The sequence below is a fragment of the Ruegeria sp. BC7 genome (assembly GCF_056539165.1).
In genome coordinates, this window is sequence record NZ_JBQFUL010000002.1 from 728,823 (window position 1) to 748,589 (window position 19,767).

At 57.5% G+C, this 19,767-nt stretch carries 17 protein-coding genes and 1 tRNA gene; 10 read left to right on the forward strand and 8 right to left on the reverse strand.

The window, feature by feature from the left end:
- Window positions 1-488 precede the first annotated feature (488 nt).
- Entirely contained in the window at window positions 489-4,109 is a 3,621-nt protein-coding gene (locus ACR0KS_RS08605) for a vitamin B12-dependent ribonucleotide reductase (protein ID WP_170566904.1), read from the forward strand.
- Between the two features lie 308 nt (window positions 4,110-4,417).
- Here ACR0KS_RS08605 and ACR0KS_RS08610 read toward each other — a convergent pair whose 3' ends face one another.
- Entirely contained in the window at window positions 4,418-5,962 is a 1,545-nt protein-coding gene (locus tag ACR0KS_RS08610; RefSeq protein ID WP_170566902.1) for a trimethylamine methyltransferase family protein, read from the reverse strand.
- A 417-nt stretch (window positions 5,963-6,379) separates the two neighbouring features.
- Between ACR0KS_RS08610 and ACR0KS_RS08615 the strand changes: the two genes are divergently transcribed.
- Window positions 6,380-6,898: an outer membrane beta-barrel protein gene (locus ACR0KS_RS08615; protein WP_170566900.1), complete on the forward strand. Its 519-nt coding sequence runs from the start codon at window positions 6,380-6,382 to the stop codon at window positions 6,896-6,898.
- 6 nt (window positions 6,899-6,904) lie between these two features.
- Here the strand turns inward: ACR0KS_RS08615 and ACR0KS_RS08620 are convergent, their stop codons facing one another.
- Complete coding sequence (locus ACR0KS_RS08620; protein ID WP_170566898.1) at window positions 6,905-8,092, reverse strand: pyridoxal phosphate-dependent aminotransferase; 1,188 nt, start codon at window positions 8,090-8,092, stop codon at window positions 6,905-6,907.
- 261 nt (window positions 8,093-8,353) lie between these two features.
- Here ACR0KS_RS08620 and cysS point away from each other — a divergent pair, with 261 nt between their 5' ends.
- From cysS to ACR0KS_RS08635, 3 genes are read left to right on the forward strand one after another with little or no spacing between them, the layout of a single operon-like run.
- Window positions 8,354-9,751 (forward strand): cysteine--tRNA ligase, encoded by a 1,398-nt coding sequence (cysS, locus tag ACR0KS_RS08625; RefSeq protein ID WP_170566896.1) that lies wholly within the window; start codon window positions 8,354-8,356, stop codon window positions 9,749-9,751.
- Window positions 9,751-11,385: a citramalate synthase gene (cimA, locus tag ACR0KS_RS08630; RefSeq protein ID WP_170566894.1), complete on the forward strand. Its 1,635-nt coding sequence runs from the start codon at window positions 9,751-9,753 to the stop codon at window positions 11,383-11,385. The genes cysS and cimA overlap by 1 nt, the downstream gene beginning before the upstream one ends.
- A complete protein-coding gene (locus tag ACR0KS_RS08635) occupies window positions 11,382-12,164 on the forward strand; it encodes a squalene/phytoene synthase family protein (RefSeq protein ID WP_170566892.1) in 783 nt (260 codons plus the stop codon). Before cimA ends, ACR0KS_RS08635 begins: the two co-directional genes overlap by 4 nt.
- A 5-nt stretch (window positions 12,165-12,169) precedes the next feature.
- Here ACR0KS_RS08635 and ACR0KS_RS08640 read toward each other — a convergent pair whose 3' ends face one another.
- A complete protein-coding gene (locus tag ACR0KS_RS08640) occupies window positions 12,170-13,396 on the reverse strand; it encodes an MFS transporter (protein WP_170413233.1) in 1,227 nt (408 codons plus the stop codon).
- Window positions 13,397-13,493: 97 nt separating this feature from the next.
- Between ACR0KS_RS08640 and ACR0KS_RS08645 the strand changes: the two genes are divergently transcribed.
- From ACR0KS_RS08645 to ACR0KS_RS08655, 3 genes are all read left to right on the forward strand, one after another.
- A complete protein-coding gene (locus tag ACR0KS_RS08645) occupies window positions 13,494-14,126 on the forward strand; it encodes a DNA-3-methyladenine glycosylase 2 family protein (protein WP_170566890.1) in 633 nt (210 codons plus the stop codon).
- A complete protein-coding gene (locus tag ACR0KS_RS08650; RefSeq protein ID WP_170383219.1) occupies window positions 14,123-14,788 on the forward strand; it encodes an alpha/beta fold hydrolase in 666 nt (221 codons plus the stop codon). The genes ACR0KS_RS08645 and ACR0KS_RS08650 overlap by 4 nt, the downstream gene beginning before the upstream one ends.
- 122 nt (window positions 14,789-14,910) lie before the next feature.
- A complete protein-coding gene (locus tag ACR0KS_RS08655) occupies window positions 14,911-15,213 on the forward strand; it encodes a putative quinol monooxygenase (RefSeq protein ID WP_170566888.1) in 303 nt (100 codons plus the stop codon).
- A gap of 2 nt (window positions 15,214-15,215) precedes the next feature.
- Here ACR0KS_RS08655 and ACR0KS_RS08660 read toward each other — a convergent pair whose 3' ends face one another.
- Complete coding sequence (locus ACR0KS_RS08660) at window positions 15,216-15,641, reverse strand: VOC family protein (RefSeq protein WP_170566885.1); 426 nt, start codon at window positions 15,639-15,641, stop codon at window positions 15,216-15,218.
- Window positions 15,642-15,672: 31 nt separating this feature from the next.
- Window positions 15,673-16,278, reverse strand: a complete 606-nt coding sequence (locus tag ACR0KS_RS08665) for a pseudouridine synthase (RefSeq protein WP_170566883.1) — start codon at window positions 16,276-16,278, stop codon at window positions 15,673-15,675.
- 214 nt (window positions 16,279-16,492) lie between these two features.
- Between ACR0KS_RS08665 and ACR0KS_RS08670 the strand changes: the two genes are divergently transcribed.
- Window positions 16,493-17,080: an HNH endonuclease gene (locus ACR0KS_RS08670; RefSeq protein WP_170383227.1), complete on the forward strand. Its 588-nt coding sequence runs from the start codon at window positions 16,493-16,495 to the stop codon at window positions 17,078-17,080.
- Here ACR0KS_RS08670 and ACR0KS_RS08675 read toward each other — a convergent pair.
- Both ACR0KS_RS08675 and ACR0KS_RS08680 read right to left on the reverse strand, forming a co-directional pair.
- Complete coding sequence (locus ACR0KS_RS08675; RefSeq protein WP_170566881.1) at window positions 17,077-17,544, reverse strand: disulfide bond formation protein B; 468 nt, start codon at window positions 17,542-17,544, stop codon at window positions 17,077-17,079. The genes ACR0KS_RS08670 and ACR0KS_RS08675 overlap by 4 nt on opposite strands.
- The gene (locus ACR0KS_RS08680; RefSeq protein ID WP_170383232.1) at window positions 17,541-18,119 is read right to left on the reverse strand and encodes a YqaA family protein; all 579 of its coding nucleotides are present in this window, start codon (window positions 18,117-18,119) and stop codon (window positions 17,541-17,543) included. Before ACR0KS_RS08680 ends, ACR0KS_RS08675 begins: the two co-directional genes overlap by 4 nt.
- Window positions 18,120-18,264: 145 nt before the next feature.
- On the opposite strand from ACR0KS_RS08680, the gene ACR0KS_RS08685 reads away from it, so the two are divergent.
- Window positions 18,265-18,350: transfer RNA gene (locus ACR0KS_RS08685), tRNA-Leu, on the forward strand.
- 146 nt (window positions 18,351-18,496) lie between these two features.
- On the opposite strand, the gene ACR0KS_RS08690 is transcribed toward ACR0KS_RS08685, so the two are convergent.
- Window positions 18,497-19,369 carry a class I SAM-dependent methyltransferase gene (locus tag ACR0KS_RS08690; RefSeq protein ID WP_480693169.1) on the reverse strand — a complete coding sequence of 291 codons (873 nt, stop codon included), beginning with the start codon at window positions 19,367-19,369 and terminating at the stop codon, window positions 18,497-18,499.
- Window positions 19,370-19,767: the final 398 nt, after the last annotated feature.

Sequence of the window (19,767 nt, forward strand, 5' to 3'; positions counted from 1 at the left end):
TTCTGCTTGCTGCATCGGTCCGGTTTTGATTCTGCTTCAGCTTAGTTACCTTAGCGCAGGATTATCAATTGCTGATAACCGCGTGCGCAAACACAGTTAATTGTTCTGACCCCGGGCTGCTGAAAAGACCGGGCGCCGTGGATGAAACTGTGGAGGAATCATGCGCAGCGCCTCGCGGGGCGTTTATTGACAGCGGGTCAACAAAAAAGATTTCAAAAATGACTGAAAAATGACGTTGACCTTCTATGGGTGAATACGCCAGATTGTATGGGCCGAAGGTGGTGCCACTAAATCTGGTGGTAAAGCCAAAGTATGGCACAGGGCGAGGGTCGGAAAGCACATCATACTAACGTGCAACCGTTAGGACGGGTTTGCGTTGTCGAAGACAGCGCCCGGGCTATTGCGCCCTAAATTTCGGGCAAGGTCGAGGGTCCAATGTTCTGGACCTGATGCCAAATGAACAAGTGATTGAATCTAGGGCGGCGGACATGAAGATTGACAGAAAATTCACCAAATCGGGACAGGATGCTTACGCAGATCTGGACTTCGTGTCGGCCACTTCTGAGATTCGGAACCCGGATGGGACCATCGTCTTCCGGTTGGACAATATTGAAGTTCCAGCAAGCTGGAGCCAGGTCGCAAGCGACGTCATCGCGCAGAAGTATTTCCGCAAGGCGGGTGTTCCGTCCAAGCTGAAAAAGGTCAAAGAGAAAGACGTTCCCGAATTCCTGTGGCGCTCGGTGCCTGCCGATGGCGCGGAATTCGACGGAGAGACGTCTTCCAAGCAAGTGTTCGATCGTCTGGCCGGTGCCTGGGCCTATTGGGGCTGGAAGGGCGGCTATTTCACGACCGAGGAAGACGCGCGCTCATACTTTGACGAGATGCGCTATATGCTGGCGACCCAGCGCGCCGCGCCGAACTCGCCGCAGTGGTTCAACACCGGCCTGCACTGGGCCTATGGTATCGACGGTCCCGCGCAGGGGCACCACTATGTCGATTACAAAACCGGCAAGCTGACCAAATCGAAATCCGCTTACGAACATCCGCAGCCGCACGCGTGCTTCATCCAGTCCGTCGATGATGATCTGGTGAACGAAGGCGGCATTATGGATCTTTGGGTGCGCGAGGCGCGCCTGTTCAAATACGGCTCGGGCACCGGGACCAACTTCAGCCATCTGCGTGCAGAGGGCGAAGCGCTGTCGGGTGGCGGCAAGTCCTCGGGTCTTATGGGCTTTCTCAAGATCGGCGACCGCGCCGCTGGCGCGATCAAATCAGGCGGGACAACCCGTCGAGCAGCAAAGATGGTGATCGTCGATGCAGATCACCCGGACATCGAGCAATTCATCGAATGGAAGGTGATCGAAGAGCAGAAGGTGGCCTCGATCGTTGCCGGATCGAAGATGCACGAGAAGATGCTGAACGGCATTTTCGAGGCCATCCGCAGCTGGGACGGTGCGCAGGATGATGCGTATGATCCCAATAAGAATGAAAGCCTGAAGAAAGCGGTTCGCGAGGCTAAAAAGGTTGCGATCCCAGAGACTTATATCAAGCGCGTGCTGGATTACGCCAAACAGGGCCACGACAGTATCGAATTCCCGACCTACGACACGGACTGGGATTCGGAAGCCTACAGCTCGGTCTCGGGCCAGAACTCGAATAACTCGATCCGCGTGACCAACACGTTCCTGACCGCCGTTGAAAAAGATGCCGATTGGCAGCTTATCAACCGCACCGATGGCAAGGTCGCCAAGACCGTCAAGGCGCGCGATCTTTGGGAAAAGGTTGGCCATGCAGCTTGGGCCTGTGCCGATCCGGGCATCCAGTTCCATGATACAGTGAACGAATGGCATACATGCCCCGAAGACGGCGAGATTCGCGGCTCGAACCCGTGCTCGGAGTACATGTTCCTGGACGACACGGCCTGTAACTTGGCGTCGATGAACCTGCTGACCTTCCTCAAGGATGGTGAGTTCCAGGCGGCGGATTACATGCACGCGTCGCGTCTGTGGACCCTGACGCTGGAAATCTCGGTGACCATGGCGCAGTTCCCGTCGAAGGAAATCGCGCAGCTTTCTTATGACTTCCGCACGCTGGGTCTGGGTTATGCCAATATCGGCGGTCTGCTGATGAATATGGGCTACAGTTATGACTCGGACGAAGGCCGGGCGATCTGTGGTGCGCTGACCGCGATCATGACCGGTGTCGCCTATGCGACCTCAGCCGAGATCGCCGGAGAGTTGGGTCCGTTCAAAGGCTATGAGCGGAATGCAGATCACATGCTGCGCGTCATCCGCAACCACCGCCGCGCGTCGCAGGGTGTGACCGAAGGTTATGAGAAACTGGCGGTGAAGCCGGTGCCTCTGGACCACGGCAACTGCCCGGACAAGCGTCTGGTTGATCTGGCCATGTCCGCTTGGGATGAGGCGCTGAGCCTCGGCGAAAAGAACGGTTACCGCAACGCGCAGGCCACCGTGATCGCGCCGACCGGCACCATCGGTCTGGTGATGGATTGCGACACCACGGGGATCGAGCCGGACTTTGCTCTGGTCAAGTTCAAGAAGCTGGCCGGTGGCGGTTACTTCAAGATCATCAACCGCTCTGTGCCGTCGGCGCTGGAAAAGCTGGGCTATTCCTCGTCTCAGATCGAAGAGATCGTGGGTTATGCGGTTGGCCACGGCACCATCGGTAACGCGCCGGGGATCAACCACACTTCGCTGACTGGTCATGGCTTTGGCCCGAATGAGCTGGCCAAGGTGGATGCCGCGCTGGAAAGCGCCTTCGACATCCGGTTTGTCTTCAACCAGTGGACGCTGGGCGAGGATTTCTGCACGGGCGTTCTGGGTATCCCGGCGACCAAGCTGAATGACCCGACCTTCGACCTGCTGCGCCATCTTGGGTTCACCAAGGCCGATATTGACGCAGCCAATGACCACGTCTGCGGAACCATGACGCTGGAAGGCGCGCCGCATCTGAAGGAAGAACACTATTCCATCTTCGACTGCGCCAACCCGTGCGGCAAGAAAGGCAAGCGTTTCCTTGGGGTTGATAGCCACATCACCATGATGGCGGCAGCCCAGAGCTTTATCTCGGGTGCGATCAGCAAAACGATCAACATGCCGAATGACGCGACCATCGAGGATTGCCAGAAGGCTTACGAACTGTCGTGGTCGCTGGGTGTGAAGGCCAACGCGCTGTATCGCGATGGCTCGAAACTGTCGCAACCTCTGGCGGCGGCGCTGGTCGAGGATGACGACGAGGCGGCCGAAATTCTGGAAAGCGGCTCGCCGCAGGAAAAAGCCACCATTCTGGCCGAAAAGGTCATTGAGAAGGTGGTCGTCAAGGAAGTCATCCGCAGCCATCGCGAAAAGCTGCCGCATCGACGCAAAGGGTACACCCAGAAAGCGATCGTTGGTGGGCACAAGGTTTACCTGCGGACCGGTGAGTTTGAAGACGGACAGTTGGGTGAAATCTTCATCGATATGCACAAGGAAGGCGCTGGCTTCCGGGCGATGATGAACAACTTTGCCATCGCTGTGTCGGTCGGCCTGCAATACGGTGTACCGCTGGAGGAGTTCGTGGACGCCTTTACCTTCACCAAGTTTGAACCGGCAGGGATGGTGCAAGGCAACGACTCGATCAAGAACGCGACGTCGATCCTTGATTACATCTTCCGCGAACTGGCCGTCAGCTATCTGGACCGCACCGATCTGGCCCATGTGAAGCCCGAAGGCGCAACTTTCGACGATCTGGGCCGCGGCGAGGAAGAAGGTGTCTCGAACGTCTCGGAGGTCACTGAAACTGCGGCTTCCAAGTCACTGGAAGTGCTAAAACAAATCAGCTCGACCGGATATCTGCGCAAGCGGTTGCCACAAGACTTGGTCGTGTTCAATGGTGGTCAGCCCGAGGTGAATGGCATGGCCGAAAGCGCGGCCACGTTTGAGGCCCCGGTCGCAGAAACCGCAGTGGCAACCAGTATGGACGCTCGCACCAAAGCCAAGATGCAGGGCTATGAGGGCGATCCTTGCGGCGAGTGCGGAAATTACACGTTGGTGCGCAACGGCACCTGCATGAAATGCAACACCTGCGGGGCAACAAGCGGGTGTAGCTAAGGCAAGCGCCTCGGCAATGGGGCGTAGGGACCGTGATCTTCCCCCCGGATATCCGGTCCCGACGAATACGGAGAAAGGCACTGAGACTTACCTAAGCTGCCTTTTTCCACTCGGTCGACATGCCCGTGTCGACCGGGAACAGGGTGGGGCGGAATATTGCTCTTTCCCACTCTTTCACGGGACGGGTGCGCTCGTCCCATGCGCAGTCCAGGCCGCAGGCAAAAAAATCACCGGGCGGTCAACGACATGAGCCTGGAAAGCGAAACTAAAGGGGGCCTCGGCCCCCTTTTTTTACCCTTTTTGTGCGGTTACGCGGGAAGGTGAATGTTGAACCCTGCGCGGATCTGGGCGTCAAGCAGTGGATCAAACCGGGCTGGTGACGGCATGGACAGGATTTCCTCTTTCCGCGCGGTTGCCTTGTCGATCAAGTCTGGCTTGCCCAGCTCGGCCCATTCTTTGGGTGATGTCCGGTCGCCAAAGGTCGGATAGACATAGTCCGCCTGCATTCGGCTAAGGGTTGCGTCGGTTCCCAGATAGTGGCCGGGTCCGCCCATGCAAACCTCGGCGATCTGATCCAGAGCCAACGTTTCCTCGTTCACCTCAATCCCACGGATACAGCGCTGAGCCTGCCCGATAAGATCGTCCCCCAAGATCAGGCTTTCAAAGCAGAATCCCAGAAGGGAGGCGTGCATCCCGGCTGCTTCGTAAACCATGTTAACCCCGGACAGTCCGGCCATGACGTTCGAGCACATTTGCTCCCATCCCGCCTGCATATCAGGGAGTTTTGAATCTGAAGCCCCGGCTGCGGCCCCGCCGGGAAGGTCATAGAACTGGTGCATCTGGGCGCAGCCAGCGGTCAGAAGGGCCTGTTCACCCGACCCGATGGACATGGCCCCAGTGCGTAGGTCCAAACCGAACGGCCAAGTACCAAAAACAGCTGGCGCACCGGCGCTTACGGCGTTTACGTAAACCAATCCCGCAAGACATTCCGCCGTTGCTTGCGTGATCGCTCCTGCGATGGTCGAAGGTGCAGTCGCTCCGGCCATTCCTGCGGAAAGTAGAAGAACGGGCATGCCTGCCTTGATGCATTCTTCCATAACTTCGCAGCTTTCGGTCGCGAATTTCATCGGCGGCACCACAAAGCAGTTCGAGTTCGAGACGAACGGGCGTTCGCGCCACTTGTCCTCTCCGCCTGCAATCATGTGCAGCATCTCGACCGCAGGCGCGACATGCGAAGGTTCGGTGAACGAGGTGCCGATATGTTTGAACGTGCCCGAACAGGCGGCGTAGATCGTGTTCAGGTCCATTTCGAGGTTGTCAGGGATATCACGACACACCATAGGGCGTTGAACAAAATGGATATTATCCAGTTGTTGGCAAATCCGCGCGGCGTCGTGCAGGTCCTGTACGGTCGAGTCGCGATATTCGCGCCCGTGCACATCCACCATGCTGACCGCAGCCCCGGCTGTACCGTAGTGAACCCGAGTGCCCGAAAGATTCAGATCGGTATTGCCGTCACGACTGCGCAGGGTAACCGATCGGTTTGCGTTTGCGATGGTGTCTTCAACCAGCGCCCGGGGGAACCGTATGCGGCCATCCTCGCCCAAGGTACAGCCTGCGCCGACCAGATAGTCAATCCCGCTTTGCGGGGCGTCTGCCAAGCCAATCGTTTCCAAGGCAGTCAGCGCAGCCTCGTGGATTTGTTCGACCTGAGTTTGGGTCAGCGGTTTATAGGTTCCACCCTCAAGCCCCGGACGTATGGGGCGCAAATGATCCGGTAGGGCAGAGGCACGGGCGGCACGGCGCGCGGCACGTCCGCCACTGCGCGAGGTATTTCGGGATTGATCGTTCATGTTGAAATTCCGGTAGGTGAGACGTGAAAGGGTACGTGGGTTCACACCCCGACCGGGCGCCCTCGGGCCGCGCGTCCACGGTCCGCGCCTATCGTGCGGCTGACCAGACAGATCTTCCAAACGTCACTTTGCATGCAGGTCCTCACCTTGTGCATGCCAGTCTTTCAATGCGGGCCACAACATTCTGTCCTGTTTGCGACCTGCCGGTTTAAATGCGAAGTAATCTTGGTCTGGTCAGAAAAACACCACGTGCCGGACCCAAGTATTTCTACCGAATTTTGGGAAATCTGTTATACTTCTGTCACTTATTTAACACCGGTTCGTGATTTCAATTGAAAATTAACCTTTGCGGACCAGTTTTATGTCAACGTGATCTGAGTACTCGAAGACTTTGTTGAAAGGTTTTTGGTGAAATATATGAAAGCCCTTTTCGTCCTGATCGTCGCGTTTGTCGTGACCAGTGCTGCCTCGGCAGATGCTGAGGACTGGAGTGGGGCGTATGCCGGGTTCAGTTTCGGTTACACAGACGCGGACGGACCGAACGGCGCAAGCGGCAATGATACCAGTTTTGGGCCTCTTGTAGGTTACGACCACGACTTCGGAAACTTCGTTCTTGGCGGCGAACTGGAGTATAACCGACTGTCGCTGAACCTTGGTCAGGGTGAAGGCAGTTTGGATAGTATGACACGGTTGAAACTGCGCGGCGGCTACGATTTTGGACCCGCCTTGGGATATGTCGTGGTTGGTGCGGCCCGAGTGGATTCGACAGTTGAAAACGATACGGCTGCTGTCTACGGCATCGGCGTCGCGTATCCGATCGGTGAGAATTTTGTCATCAGCGGTGAGGCATTGCGCCAGAACTTTGACGACGTGACCCAGTCCGAAGGGGGGCTGGATTCCAACGTGTTTAACCTGCGGACGACTTTTCGGTTCTGAGAGAGGCTACTCAGTCGCGCGGCGATCTGCCAACTGCGCGGCGAATTCGCAAATTGTCCCCAGTGCCGAGGCAAAACGGTCATCGTCGATTGTCATGGCCACGCGAATATGTCCGGCTGCGGCCTCCCCAAAGCTCTCGCCCGGCATGATCGCGATTGCGTGCGTGTCCAGAAGGGCATTGGCAAAGCCCTCACCGTTCAGGCCCGTGGCTCGAATATCCAGCATCAGGTACATGGCACCCTGCGCCGGAACCAGTCCTACGGTGTTTTGCGCTTCGAGAATTTCGATCGCAAGTGCGCGGCGTCTTTGAAATGGCGCAGCGATTTCGTCTTCAAGGCTGCGGCCTGCAGTCAGGGCAAAGTTGGCAGCATCCTGTATGAACCCGGGAACTCCGTAAGTTGTGTGCGTGGCCAGATTAATCAGATGAGCGATAACGTCTTCCGGGCCGATCACCCAGCCGCAGCGGGAACCCGTCATCGCGTGGGACTTGGACATCGAGCCGACAACCAGCGTCCGCTCGGCCATGTCAGGCAGGGCGCGAGGAGAGATATGCCTGCCTTCCCAAACCTGTGTGTCGTAAACTTCATCCGAAATCAGCCACAGATCGCGCTGTCGGCAAACAGCGGCGATGCCCTCTAGGGTTTGCGGGGAATAGACGACTCCGGTCGGGTTGTTCGGGGTATTGATCAGCAGCGATACCGCGCCATCAGCAGCACTGTCGATCTGTTCGGCGCTGGGTTGAAAGGCTTTGCTGGCAGTGGTTTGTACAGGCCGCGCGATCGCACCAGCAGCCCTGATCGTGCCGGGATAGGTGGCATAATAGGGATCCAGAAAAAGCCCAACATCTCCGGGATCGCAGACAGCCACATGAGCAGCGAACAAAGCCGCCTGGCCGCCGGGGGTGATCAGGACGTTGTTGCGTGTGGTGGGGACGCCTGTCTGCGCCTGAACGCGGGCGGCCACGGTATCACGGAGCAGATCCGTGCCCGGAACCATTGCGTACCCGGTGTGACCTTCACGCGCTGACCTGTCCATTTCGTCCAGTATCGTTGGGTGGGTGAGGATATCATGCTCACCGATCGTCAGCTCGGTAATGGCGTGGCCCTCGCTGAGCATTCGGCGCGCGCGATAGAACACATCCCATCCATCACCGCCATCTCCGGTCAGGTGAGTGATACGCTGTGAAAGTTGCATGGCGCGCTCCCGTTGGTCTTTTGGGCTGACAGGGCCAGAGGATTTTTCGATTGTCAATCGAATACCAACTGGGACACAGGGGCTTGGCGAATTGGCATCTGCATGGTAGTCACGGGCCTATGAACCGGATGACCTGCATCATTATTTGCTGCATTTCCTGCTGATTTATCAAGCGGGCCGGTTTCTTTCGTTTTCATCCCTGAGACAAGTTGCTAAGCCCGCGCCAACGCGACGAGCTATGCTGCCTTTAGGAGCCGACCGATGACGACGATTAAACTGCACAATACCCGGACGCGGACGAAAGAAGATTTCATTCCGATCAGTGCCGACAATGTGCGGATGTATGTCTGCGGCCCAACGGTTTATGACCGCGCCCATCTAGGCAATGCGCGGCCCGTGGTGGTGTTCGATGTGCTCTACCGGTTGCTGCGGCACACTTACGGCGTGGATCACGTGACCTATGTGCGGAATTTCACTGACGTTGATGACAAGATCAACGCGACTGCTCTGGCGCGACAAAAGGCAGGCGCGCAAGGTACGTTAGAGCAGTTGGTGCAGGAACGCTCGGACGAGACGATAGGCTGGTATCTTCATGACATGGGCGCTTTGGGTGCGCTTGAACCGAACGAAATGCCGCGCGCAACCCAGTATATCGCGCAGATGATTGCGATGATCGAAGGGCTGATCGACAAGGGGCATGCCTATGCTGCTGAAGGGCACGTTCTGTTTGCTGTCGACAGCTGGAAGGAACGCTATGGTGCGCTGTCAGGGCGTTCGGTCGACGATATGATCGCGGGTGCGCGGGTCGAGGTTGCCCCGTACAAGAAGAACCCGATGGACTTTGTGTTGTGGAAGCCTTCCACTGACGAGCTGCCGGGCTGGGACTCTCCTTGGGGGCGTGGGCGCCCAGGTTGGCATATCGAGTGCTCGGCCATGAGTTACGAATTGCTGGGTGAGAGCTTTGATATCCACGGCGGCGGCAATGACCTGATGTTCCCGCATCATGAAAATGAGATCGCGCAAAGTTGCTGCGCCCATCCCGAGGGCGAGTTCGCGCGGGTCTGGCTGCACAATGAGATGCTGCAGGTCGAGGGCAAGAAGATGTCCAAGTCATTGGGCAATTTCTTCACGGTTCATGACTTGCTGGAACAGGGAGTGCCGGGCGAAGTGATCCGGTTCGTGTTCCTTCAGACCCACTATCGCAAGCCGATGGACTGGACCGAGAAGAAAGCGCACGAGGCCGAGGCAACGCTGCGCAAGTGGCGGGCGCTGACTGCGGGCATCGAGCCCGCCGACAGCGCGGCACCCTCGGTGATCGCAGCGCTGAGTGATGATCTGAACACTGCGAGTGCGCTTGCAGAACTCTACCGGTTGGCCTCGGACGGAGACGCGGCTGGGCTGTTGGCCAGCGCCCGGCTGTTGGGGCTTTTGACGCCGGAAATGGGCGCGTGGGCAGACACTGCTTCCATTGATCTCGCGGCACATGCAGACCGATTGGCAGAAGCGCGGACAGTTGCAATGCAGAGCAAGGATTTTGCGGAGGTCGATCGTCTCAAGGCAGCTTATATCGCCGCAGGTCTTGAAGTGCGTATGAGCAAGCAGGGGGTCGAGCTTGTCCCTGGTGCAGGTTTCGATGCCGCCAAGTTGGAGGGCGTGTGATGTCCAAGGAACGGTTGTACCTATACGACACGACCCTACGAGATGGGCAACAGACGCAAGGCGTGCAGTTTTCGACCGCGGAAAAGGTACAGATCGCCAAAGCTCTGGATGAATTGGGAGTGGACTATATCGAAGGTGGTTGGCCCGGGGCCAACCCGACCGATAGTGCTTTTTTTGACACTGCCCCAAAGACGACTGCTCAACTGACCGCATTTGGAATGACCAAGCGGTCGGGGCGATCGGCCGAGAATGATGACGTGCTGGCCGCGGTCATGAATGCAGGCACGCAAGCGGTTTGTCTGGTCGGCAAATCGCATGACTATCACGTCACGCACGCTCTGGGCATCTCGCTTGAGGAGAATCTCGAGAATGTCCGCGCCTCGGTCGCGCATATCGTGGGGCAAGGGCGTGAGGCGCTTTTCGATGCCGAGCATTTCTTTGATGGCTACAAGGACAATCCTGAGTATGCGGTCGAAGTGTGCCGAGCGGCGCTGGACGCCGGAGCGCGGTGGGTCGTGTTGTGCGATACAAACGGCGGCGCGTTGCCGTCCGAAGTGTCGCGGATCGTTTCAAAGGTCATCGCGGCGGGTCTTCCCGGAGACAGCCTTGGTATTCACACTCACAACGATACTGAAAACGCTGTGGCCTGTTCCCTTGCTGCAGTGGACGCGGGTGCGCGGCAGATTCAAGGAACGCTGAACGGTTTGGGAGAGCGATGCGGGAACGCCAACTTGACCGCGCTGATCCCGACTTTGCTGCTGAAGGAACCGTATGCATCTCAGTTCGAGATTGGCGTCAGCACGCATGCTTTGGCTGGTCTGACCCGTGTCAGCCGGATGCTGGACGACATTCTGAACCGCGTGCCAAGCAAGCAGTCGGCCTATGTGGGGGCATCGGCCTTTGCGCACAAGGCGGGGTTGCACGCCAGCGCGATCCTGAAAGATCCGTCCACTTACGAGCATGTCGACCCGGCAGCTGTCGGGAACGCTCGGATTATCCCGATGTCGAACCAGGCGGGGCAATCGAATCTGAGGAAGCGTCTGACCGAGGCTGGCCTGACCGTCGAAGCCGGTGACCCGGCGTTGGGGCGAATTCTTGATCGGATCAAGCTGCGCGAGGCGGATGGATATTCCTACGACACGGCGCAGGCGAGTTTTGAACTTCTGGCGCGCGAGGAGCTGGGCCAACTGCCCGAGTTCTTTGAGGTGAAGCGATACAAAGTCACCGTCGAACGGCGGAAAAACAAGTACAACAAGATGGTCAGCTTGTCCGAAGCGGTTGTGGTCGTAAAAGTCGATGGTGAAAAGAAGCTGTCGGTCAGTGAGTCCCTTGACGATGACGGCAGCGATCGCGGCCCAGTGAATGCCCTTGCCAAGGCGCTAGCAAAAGACCTTGGCCGCTATTCACGCATTTTGGATGATATGCATTTGGTGGACTTCAAGGTGCGTATTACACAAGGCGGGACCGAGGCGGTCACCCGCGTTATCATCGACAGCGAGGACGGGCAGGGGCGGCGCTGGTCCACTGTTGGCGTCAGTGCGAACATAGTAGACGCATCCTTTGAAGCGCTTTTGGATGCGATTCAGTGGAAACTTGTGCGCGATTGCGGCTCGCAGGCAGCGGTGGCCGAGTGACGGTCCAGTTCGACGACGACGTTAAGGCGTGCGCTGCTTTGGTGCATCGGGCTGATCCCGACAGGTTCATTGCGGCTATGGCCGCGCCGGTCGAGGCGCGCGCGGTGCTGTTCCCAATTTATGCAATGAACGTAGAAGTTGCCCGTGCGCCTTGGGTCACCCACGAGCCGATGATTGCCGAAATGCGCCTTCAGTGGTGGCGCGACGCGCTGCAGGAGATCGCAGAAGGGCAACCAGTGCGCAGGCACGAGGTGGTCACGCCGCTGTCACGCGTGCTTTCCCCTCATCTGGCGGGGGTTTTGGATGAATATATCTCTGTAAGGCGTTGGGATATATACCGTGATCCTTTTGAAGATGCAGCGCATTTTGAATCCTACCTCAATCACAGTGCCGGATCGTTGATTGTTGCATCTGCGCAGGCACTGGGGTCAGCAGATGAGCAGGTGTTGCGCGACTTTGGCTACGGCTTAGGGGTCGCGAACTGGCTGCGGGCGATCCCGGATCTAGAGGCGCGCGGGCGTATTCCGTTGTTGGACGGCACGCCTGATGGCGTTCGGGCGTTGGCGCAGAAAGGACTGGACCGTATCGCGCGCGCCCGTTCAGCCCGTGCGACCATTTCCGAACAGGCCCGACCCGCGCTTTATGCCGGTTGGCAGGCAGAGTGGGTTTTGCGTCGTGCTGTTGCAAGGCCCGACCGGGTGGCCGCCGGTGCCCTGTCGCAGGGAGAGGTTCGGAGACGGTTGTCGTTGATGTGGACCGCAGCCAGTGGCCGCTGGTAGGCGGCTCAGGCTCTTTCAGGTTCCGCCGGCTTCAAGACCAGCCATAGCAGCGCGCCGCCAGCCAGTGTAAGCAGTGGGATCATGGCCAGGTTGACCGCTGTCCACCCCTCGACCGGTGATCCGCCCGAGCAGTTCATCAGTCCGCCCGAGGACAAGGAAGCAAGCGTTACGCCTCCGAATACCAGAAGGTCATTGAGACCCTGCATGCGACCACGCTCATTCACATCGTGAGAAGCGGCCAGCATGGTTGTGGCGCCGATAAACCCAAAGTTCCAGCCGATGCCCAATAGGATCAGGGCAACGAAGAAGTTCTCAAGCTCGACACCCTGCAAGGCGACAACGCCTGCACCAGCCAGAATAGCCAAGCCGAGCGCGACAATCTTTTCGACCCCAAATCGCGCGATAAGCTGGCCGGTAAAAAAGCTGGGGATATACATGGCCAGAACGTGACCCGTTACAACATCGGCCGCATCATTGGCCGTGTAACCGCAACCAACGACCGCCAGAGGCGTCGAGGTCATTACAAGGTTCATCAGGGCATAAGACACCATCGCGCAAATGATCGCGACTGCGATGCGCGGGGTTTTCAACATCTCAAGGCGGGTTCGACCCTTGGGTACGCCTTCCTCGGCCTTGGGTGGAGTGGGGATATCCAGAAAGAAGAAAAGCGCCGAGCCAACAATATTTACAGCAATCACCGCCAGATAGGTGCCCAGAAAAGGAACGACGTACGCTGTAGAAGTGAGCTTGACGATCTGGGGGCCGATAATCGCCGCTGCCAAGCCACCGGCCATCACATACGAAATCGCCTTGGGTCGGAATTCTTCAGAGGCCGTGTCTGCCGCGGCAAAGCGGTAAAACCCATGAGCGCTCATGTAGATGCCGGTGAGAAGACTGCCCACCAAAAACACCGGGAATGACCCGAGGTACAGGCCATATGCGCCGACCAACCCGCCGCAAGCACCGGCTGTCGCGCCAACAAGAAACCCTGCGCGCCGTCCCCAACGTTGCATGATCGCCGAGATCGGCGTTGCAGCGAGCATGGACCCAAGCACGATCAGCGAGATCGGCAGCGTCGCAAGGCACGCATTTGTTGCCAGCGATTGCCCGGCCAGCCCGCCAACGATAAAGATCATCGGCATCTGCGAACCCAGCAAGGCTTGGGCGGCAACCAGCACGGCGACGTTTCGCTTGGCCCGGCTGTCGTTTGGAGTGGCGGCGGTCATTGTCATGCGCCTATGCGTATCCGCGAAAAGCGCAGCGTACAAGCGGGTTGCATATGCGGCAAAGCAGCCTAACGTGCTCGTGATTTAATGACCCGGAGTGCGCATGTCCGTCGGACGTATCATCGAAACATCGGATTGTGTCACCGAAGGGGCCGAGTGGCTTGCCGCTGCGTGTCCGCGCATGGCCTATGCGATGGATCAGACAGGCCCATTGCCGCTGCGCCGACGCCCGGACGGATTTGCGCAACTGCTAAGCGCGATCGTCAGCCAGCAGGTCAGCGTAGCCTCGGCCAACGCGATTTGGAAACGCTTACAGGACGCAAAGCTGACCGGTCCGCGCAAGATCATGTGGGCGACGGATGATGATTTGCGCGCTGCGGGGCTGAGCCGCCAGAAAATCCGCTATGCCCGCGCGCTGGCCGAGGCGCGTATTGATTACAAGGCGTTACGTGATTTACCTGACGCAGATGTGGTCTCGATTTTAACCGAGGTTTCGGGTATCGGTGTCTGGACAGCCGAAATCTATGCCATGTTTTCGCTGGGCCGGGCCGATGTGATCGCGCCGGGTGATCTGGCCTTGCAAGAGGCCGCGCGTATTCTTTATGGCCTGCCAAAGCGCCCAACGGACAAGGAATTGCGAAAGATGGCCGAGGCTTGGTCGCCCTGGCGGTCGGTTGCGGCTCGGGTGCTGTGGGCCTATTACCGGGTGGCAAAGGAACGAGAAGGGATCAGATGACACGAGTTTTGAATGCGCTCCGAAAAGAGCCGGTTTCGGGCGATACACGCTCGGTCGTTGTGTTTGTACACGGCTATGGTGCCAACGGCGCGGACTTGTTGGGAATAGCGGATGTTCTGGGCGAGCACCTGCCAGACACTCTGTTTGTGTCCCCTGACGCACCGGAACAAATTCCGGGGATGCCAAATGGTTACCAGTGGTTCCCGATTCCCTGGATCGACGGTTCGTCCGAAGAAGAAGCGCGTCGTGGTATGGAAATGGCCTTTGAAGACTTCAATGCCTTCTTGGACGCCCTGATGGTCGATGAGGATGTCTTGCCGGAACAGGTGGTCCTGTTCGGCTTTTCGCAAGGCACGATGATGAGCTTGCATGTCGCCCCACGCCGCGAAGATCCTGTGGCTGGGGTTGTCGCCTTTTCCGGGCGGCTGCTGGAGCCGGACCTGCTGCCGGATGAAACTGTCAGCCGAATGCCCATCCTGCTTGTTCATGGCGATGCGGATGATGTGGTCCCGCCGCAATCCTTGCCCGAAGCGGCCGAGGCGCTTCAGGCCGCCGATTTCAAAGAGGTCTATGCCCATGTCATGAAAGGCACCGGGCACGGTATCGCGCCCGACGGACTCAGCGTCGCGTTGGCTTTCATGCGCGACAAGCTGAGCCTTTGAGCGGCGCTGTCTTTTCGGCGTGTCGGGGGCGGCAAAAGCTGTCCATGTCCTTTCCCCCGGCCGTTCGTATCGGCCGGGCGGAATGGACTTTGAGAGGGTACTAAACCCAGATGGAGGTGGGAATGCTCGTGGTAACGGGAACGGTTGAGGTCGCGCCGGAAGGCGTTGAAAAAGCAGCCAAAGCTGCGCAAGAGATGGTGGCTGAAACGGTAAAGGAAGTGGGTTGCATCACCTACGAATTCAGTCAAATCCTGGGCCATGCCAACCGGTTCCGCGTGTATGAGGAATGGGAAAGTCAGGCCGCGCTTGAGGCGCATTTTTCTGCCCCTCACATGGCCACGTTCCGGGCGGCGCTAGCCGAAGCGGGAGTAGTCTCCAGCAATATTTGCCGCATCGTTGGGGGTGAAAAGCAGCCCCTTCGCTGAACTCAGTCCCATAGGTGAGGTTCGGCGAATTCCACCGAGTTTCCAGCCGGGTCGCGCACATAGAGTGAGTGCGCGCCGTTCGGCCAGTCGAACTCGGCCTCAATGGGCACGTTCCAGTCCAGCAGATGTTTACGCATCACCTTTATCTGGGCGCGTGGCATAGAGAGGCAAACATGCCCGGGCCCGCGTGCGCCATGAGGCGGGACAGGGAGGTCCGGGTTCATAGGCGGTTTCTCGGTTTCATCCGCGTTGAAAATCAGCAAAACCGATGCGCCCAGGCGGTAGAAAACGTGGCGGTCGGTGACGCGTTGAATTTTCTCCAGCCCCAAAATCTCGCCATAGAACCGTTCTGCCGAATCCAGATCATCGACGTAAAGAGCGGCCTCCAGAACACCTTGTGCGGTTGGTATGTCTGGTGTGACTTTCATGGCGTAAGTCTATCACAAAACGCGGTTTTTGTCACCGGCGCGGGCGGCGATCCCGTTTGCGTTGGGGCGCGGAGCTGATTGCCGGTGCAGGCAGGCTGTCCCATTGGCCCGGTTCCAGCCCCTCTAGCGTCCAATCTCCGATGCGGGCACGGATCAGGCGCAGGGTCGGATGGCCAACAGCGGCTGTCATCCGGCGGACCTGCCGGTTTTTACCCTCGCGCAGGGTCAGTTCAATCCAGCAATCAGGCACCGTTTGACGCACCCGGATCGGAGGCGTGCGGGGCCACAGCCCGTCAGGCTCATCCATCAGTCGCGCCTTGGCAGGGCGGGTCCTGCCGTCCTTCAGTTCGACCCCATCCCTCAACGCCTTTAGCGCGGCTGCATCGGGCAGACCTTCAACCTGAACCCAATAGGTTTTTGGCATCTTGTGCTGCGGGTCGGATATTTGTGCCTGTAAACGGCCATTGTCGGTCAGCAGCATGAGCCCCTCACTATCGCGATCCAATCGTCCTGCGGGATAAACGCCGGGTAGGTCGATAAAATCCGACAAGGTACTGCGCGGCGAATCCGCATTGGCGCGATCGGTGAATTGCGGCAACACGTCGAAAGGTTTGTTAAAGCGGATGAACCAGGACATGGTTCACGCCATAGCCCGAGCGACACAGGCAAGGCAACCTGTGGATAACTGTCACTTGCCTGTTACTTAGGCAGCTTACCCAATACCCGAGATATTGTGGATACTCAGGGCTTGTCAGAGTTTTAACACGATATATAGTTGAGTTAAGGCCGGGGCGGGTGTTCCCCGCTCTGATGTCAAAAATGGGCAGAGCAGAGCGAGGAGCGATTCTGATATGGACGGAGATTTCAGGACCGAATTTGTCAGGGAACCCGGTGCGCTAAAGCATCATCCGGCATTGGTTTTGAACGCCGATTACCGCCCCTTGTCCTATTACCCACTGTCTTTGTGGCCCTGGCAGGAGGCGATCAAGGCGGCCTGGCTGGACCGGGTCGACATCGTCGCTGAATATGACGAGGTCGTGAGAAGCCCAAGTACCGAGATCCGAATACCCTCGGTCGTTGTCCTCAAAGATTATGTGAAACCCAGAAAGCGCGTGGCCTTCACGCGCTTTAATTTATTTTTGAGGGATGAATTCCGGTGCCAATATTGTGGCGGGCGCGGGGACCTGACATTTGACCACGTCGTCCCCCGAGCGGCAGGGGGCGTGACAAGCTGGCAGAACGTTGTGGCGGCGTGCAGCCCCTGCAACTTGAAGAAGGGCTCAAAGTCGTTGCGGCAGGCGGGGATGAATTTGCGCAAGCCACCGCGCCAACCGGACGCCGAGGCGCTTCGTAATATCGGTCGGAAATTCCCTCCAAACCACCTGCACGATAGTTGGATCGATTTTCTGTACTGGGATGCAGAACTGGACGAGTTTTAACGGCTGGCGCGCCACGCCGCGAGCCAGACCAGAACCAAACCTGCCGAAAGAGCTGCGTTCCAACCAGCCATGGACAGGCCAAGAAACTCCCACGGGATGTCGTCACAGCGTACAAGAGGCGCTGACATGATCTGGTTCATCAGCTCTTGCGTCGACAGGCCACCAATGTCACCCGAACTGCAGCTTGACGGACCTTCCCACCACTTTTGTTCGACGCCTGCGTGAAAGACTCCGATTGCGGCAGTCGTCATCGCGGCAAGTGCGCCGATCACGGGTAGCAAAGTGTTGCGCGGCAGAGCCAAAGCCAAAGCGCCAATTAGAATCGCCACCCCATGCGGGTAACGCTGCCAAATGCACAATTTGCACGGCGGCATCCCTCCGATGTGCTGAAAGCCCCAAGCTCCGAGCAAAAGGGCGACGGATCCGCCGGTTGCAACCAGCAAAAGTAAGCTTCTGCGCGTCATAGGTATCTCACCACAAGGAAACCGCCGAAAAGTAGGATGATGAACAGGGTGAACATAAGCCCGAGACGCTTTTCGATAAAGGCTCTGATTGGTTCACCGAACCCCCAAAGCAGACCCGCGACGACGAAGAACCGCAAGGCCCGGGCCAGAATCGAGGTCGCAATGAACGTACCCAAAGGCATGCCGGTCCAACCGGACATGATCGTAATCACCTTGTACGGGAAAGGGGTGACGCCCGCACCGAGAACGGCCCAGAAGCCAAAATCGTTGAAGCGCGTATTGAATTCTTCCATCGCGTGCGCTTTGCCCATCGATTCAAGAATGGGTTGGCCTACGCTTTCATAGAAGAACGCACCGATGGCATAACCCAAAAGCCCACCCAGTACCGAGGCAACCAAAGCGACACTTGCGATCAGCCACGCGCGTGACGGCCGCGCGAGGATCATGGGAATCATGAGAACGTCAGGCGGAATCGGAAAAAAAGAGCTTTCGATGAAAGCTACAACAGCGAGCGCCCACAGCGCGTGCGGATGTTCTGCCAGACGGATGGTCCAGTCATAAAGCGATCGCAACATTCGGTGCTAAAATCCTGTTATTCTGTTGGTTAAGCCAAACCACGGGCCAGATGCAGCGTCAACCTGCACGGTGAAAACAATCTGGGTCTAGGTTGTTTTTTGCCTCTGGACCTTCCTGCTCATGAGCGATAATCCAATGAACGTGGCCCAAGTGGCGGAATGGTAGACGCAGGGGATTCAAAATCCCCCGCCTTCACGGGCGTGAGAGTTCGAGTCTCTCCTTGGGCACCACAATTCCGATGAAATGCTTCGCAGATGTTTTGACTTTCGGGAAAGTCACCGTGAGGCAATTCGCATCTGGGATGGAAGTTTCTTAGCTGTCAGAGCGTCCACTGAATTGCACGATGCACGTCGCCTGTTCTTTGATCTCCGAGCTTCTAGGCGCGGCGATACAGTCTCCATTCCAGATCGAGCGAAGGGTAGCGGATTTTTGCGTCGGGGCGCAGCATTCTCAATGGCTTGGCAGGTATCTTGCTTCCGAGAACATGCTCCAGCAGTGAGGCGGCGTGTCCTGCGGAAATGTACTTCTTGGGCCTGCCGCTTTCGACCGGAGAAAACGAGTGGCGGTACATCAGCGTATCAAGCCCAGATCGCGAAAACCAATGCAGGACGCTGGGTGGTGAATATTCGTGCCAGTACCTACCCATCGCTCGCGCGATCCAGCTGTCGAGACGCCAATATTCTACCACGCAGATGCCACCTGGTCGCGTCAAGTCGGCAACCGTTTGCATGGCTTTCGTCAAGTCGTGAAAGTGCCCAATAACTTGAATCAGGCTAACGGCATCAAAGGGTTCCAACCCTTGAAGATCTTCGAGGCTGCCTAGCAAGCTGTTTAGACCAAGGGTTTCCCGAGCGTGAGACACCATTGTCTGATTAGGGTCCAGACCTGTGGTCACCCAGCCTGTATCTTCCAGCCCAGCTTGAAGGAATCCTGCGGCGCTGCCGACCTCAAGAATTCGGCCGGTTTTTGAATGGCGGGATAAAAGTTTCCCATAGCGCCGGCCTTGGTCTCGCTGCAATTCAGCCTCACTCAGGTAGTCGGAATAACCAGCGCCGCCCCCGAAAAAATAGCTGTCATCATAAACTGAGGCAACGTGGTCGTTGCCAAACAAACCAGCGACCGAGCGGTTTCCACATGCCGCGCATTTCATAATTGAATATCCATTTTTGGCGAACGCCAATTTGGATCTATTTTCGCAGACCGGGCAAATCGCGCTGTGGTCTGATCTCAATTCTCCTGCATATTTCACTCGGCAAATCCCGCCGTAATTTTTCAAAATAGACGTGATATGTGTCGCAAATCTTTTCGTGGTCGTCAAAATTTATGGTGAAGGGCTTCGATACTTTTCTTTGCGACTGTCGCGCATGTCGTACTTAACCAGAATGGAATGGCAGCTTTTTTAGCGAAGGTTTTGAGGCGTATTGAGTGGACAAAATTGTCAACTGACGCGCTTCGCGAAGCGAAACTATTTCGTGTCGCGGCAGCAGCTATTTGACGTTTCTGGCCACTCTTTTTCATGAATTCTCTGGGCTGCCGGATTGCTGTTTGGTCGGAAGTTTCAAAATGGGAGAAAAGAATCGGTTGACAATTCCGCGTCCCATGGCCGACCATTTACTGTGGGGGCAGGCAACTATTACGAGAAAAATC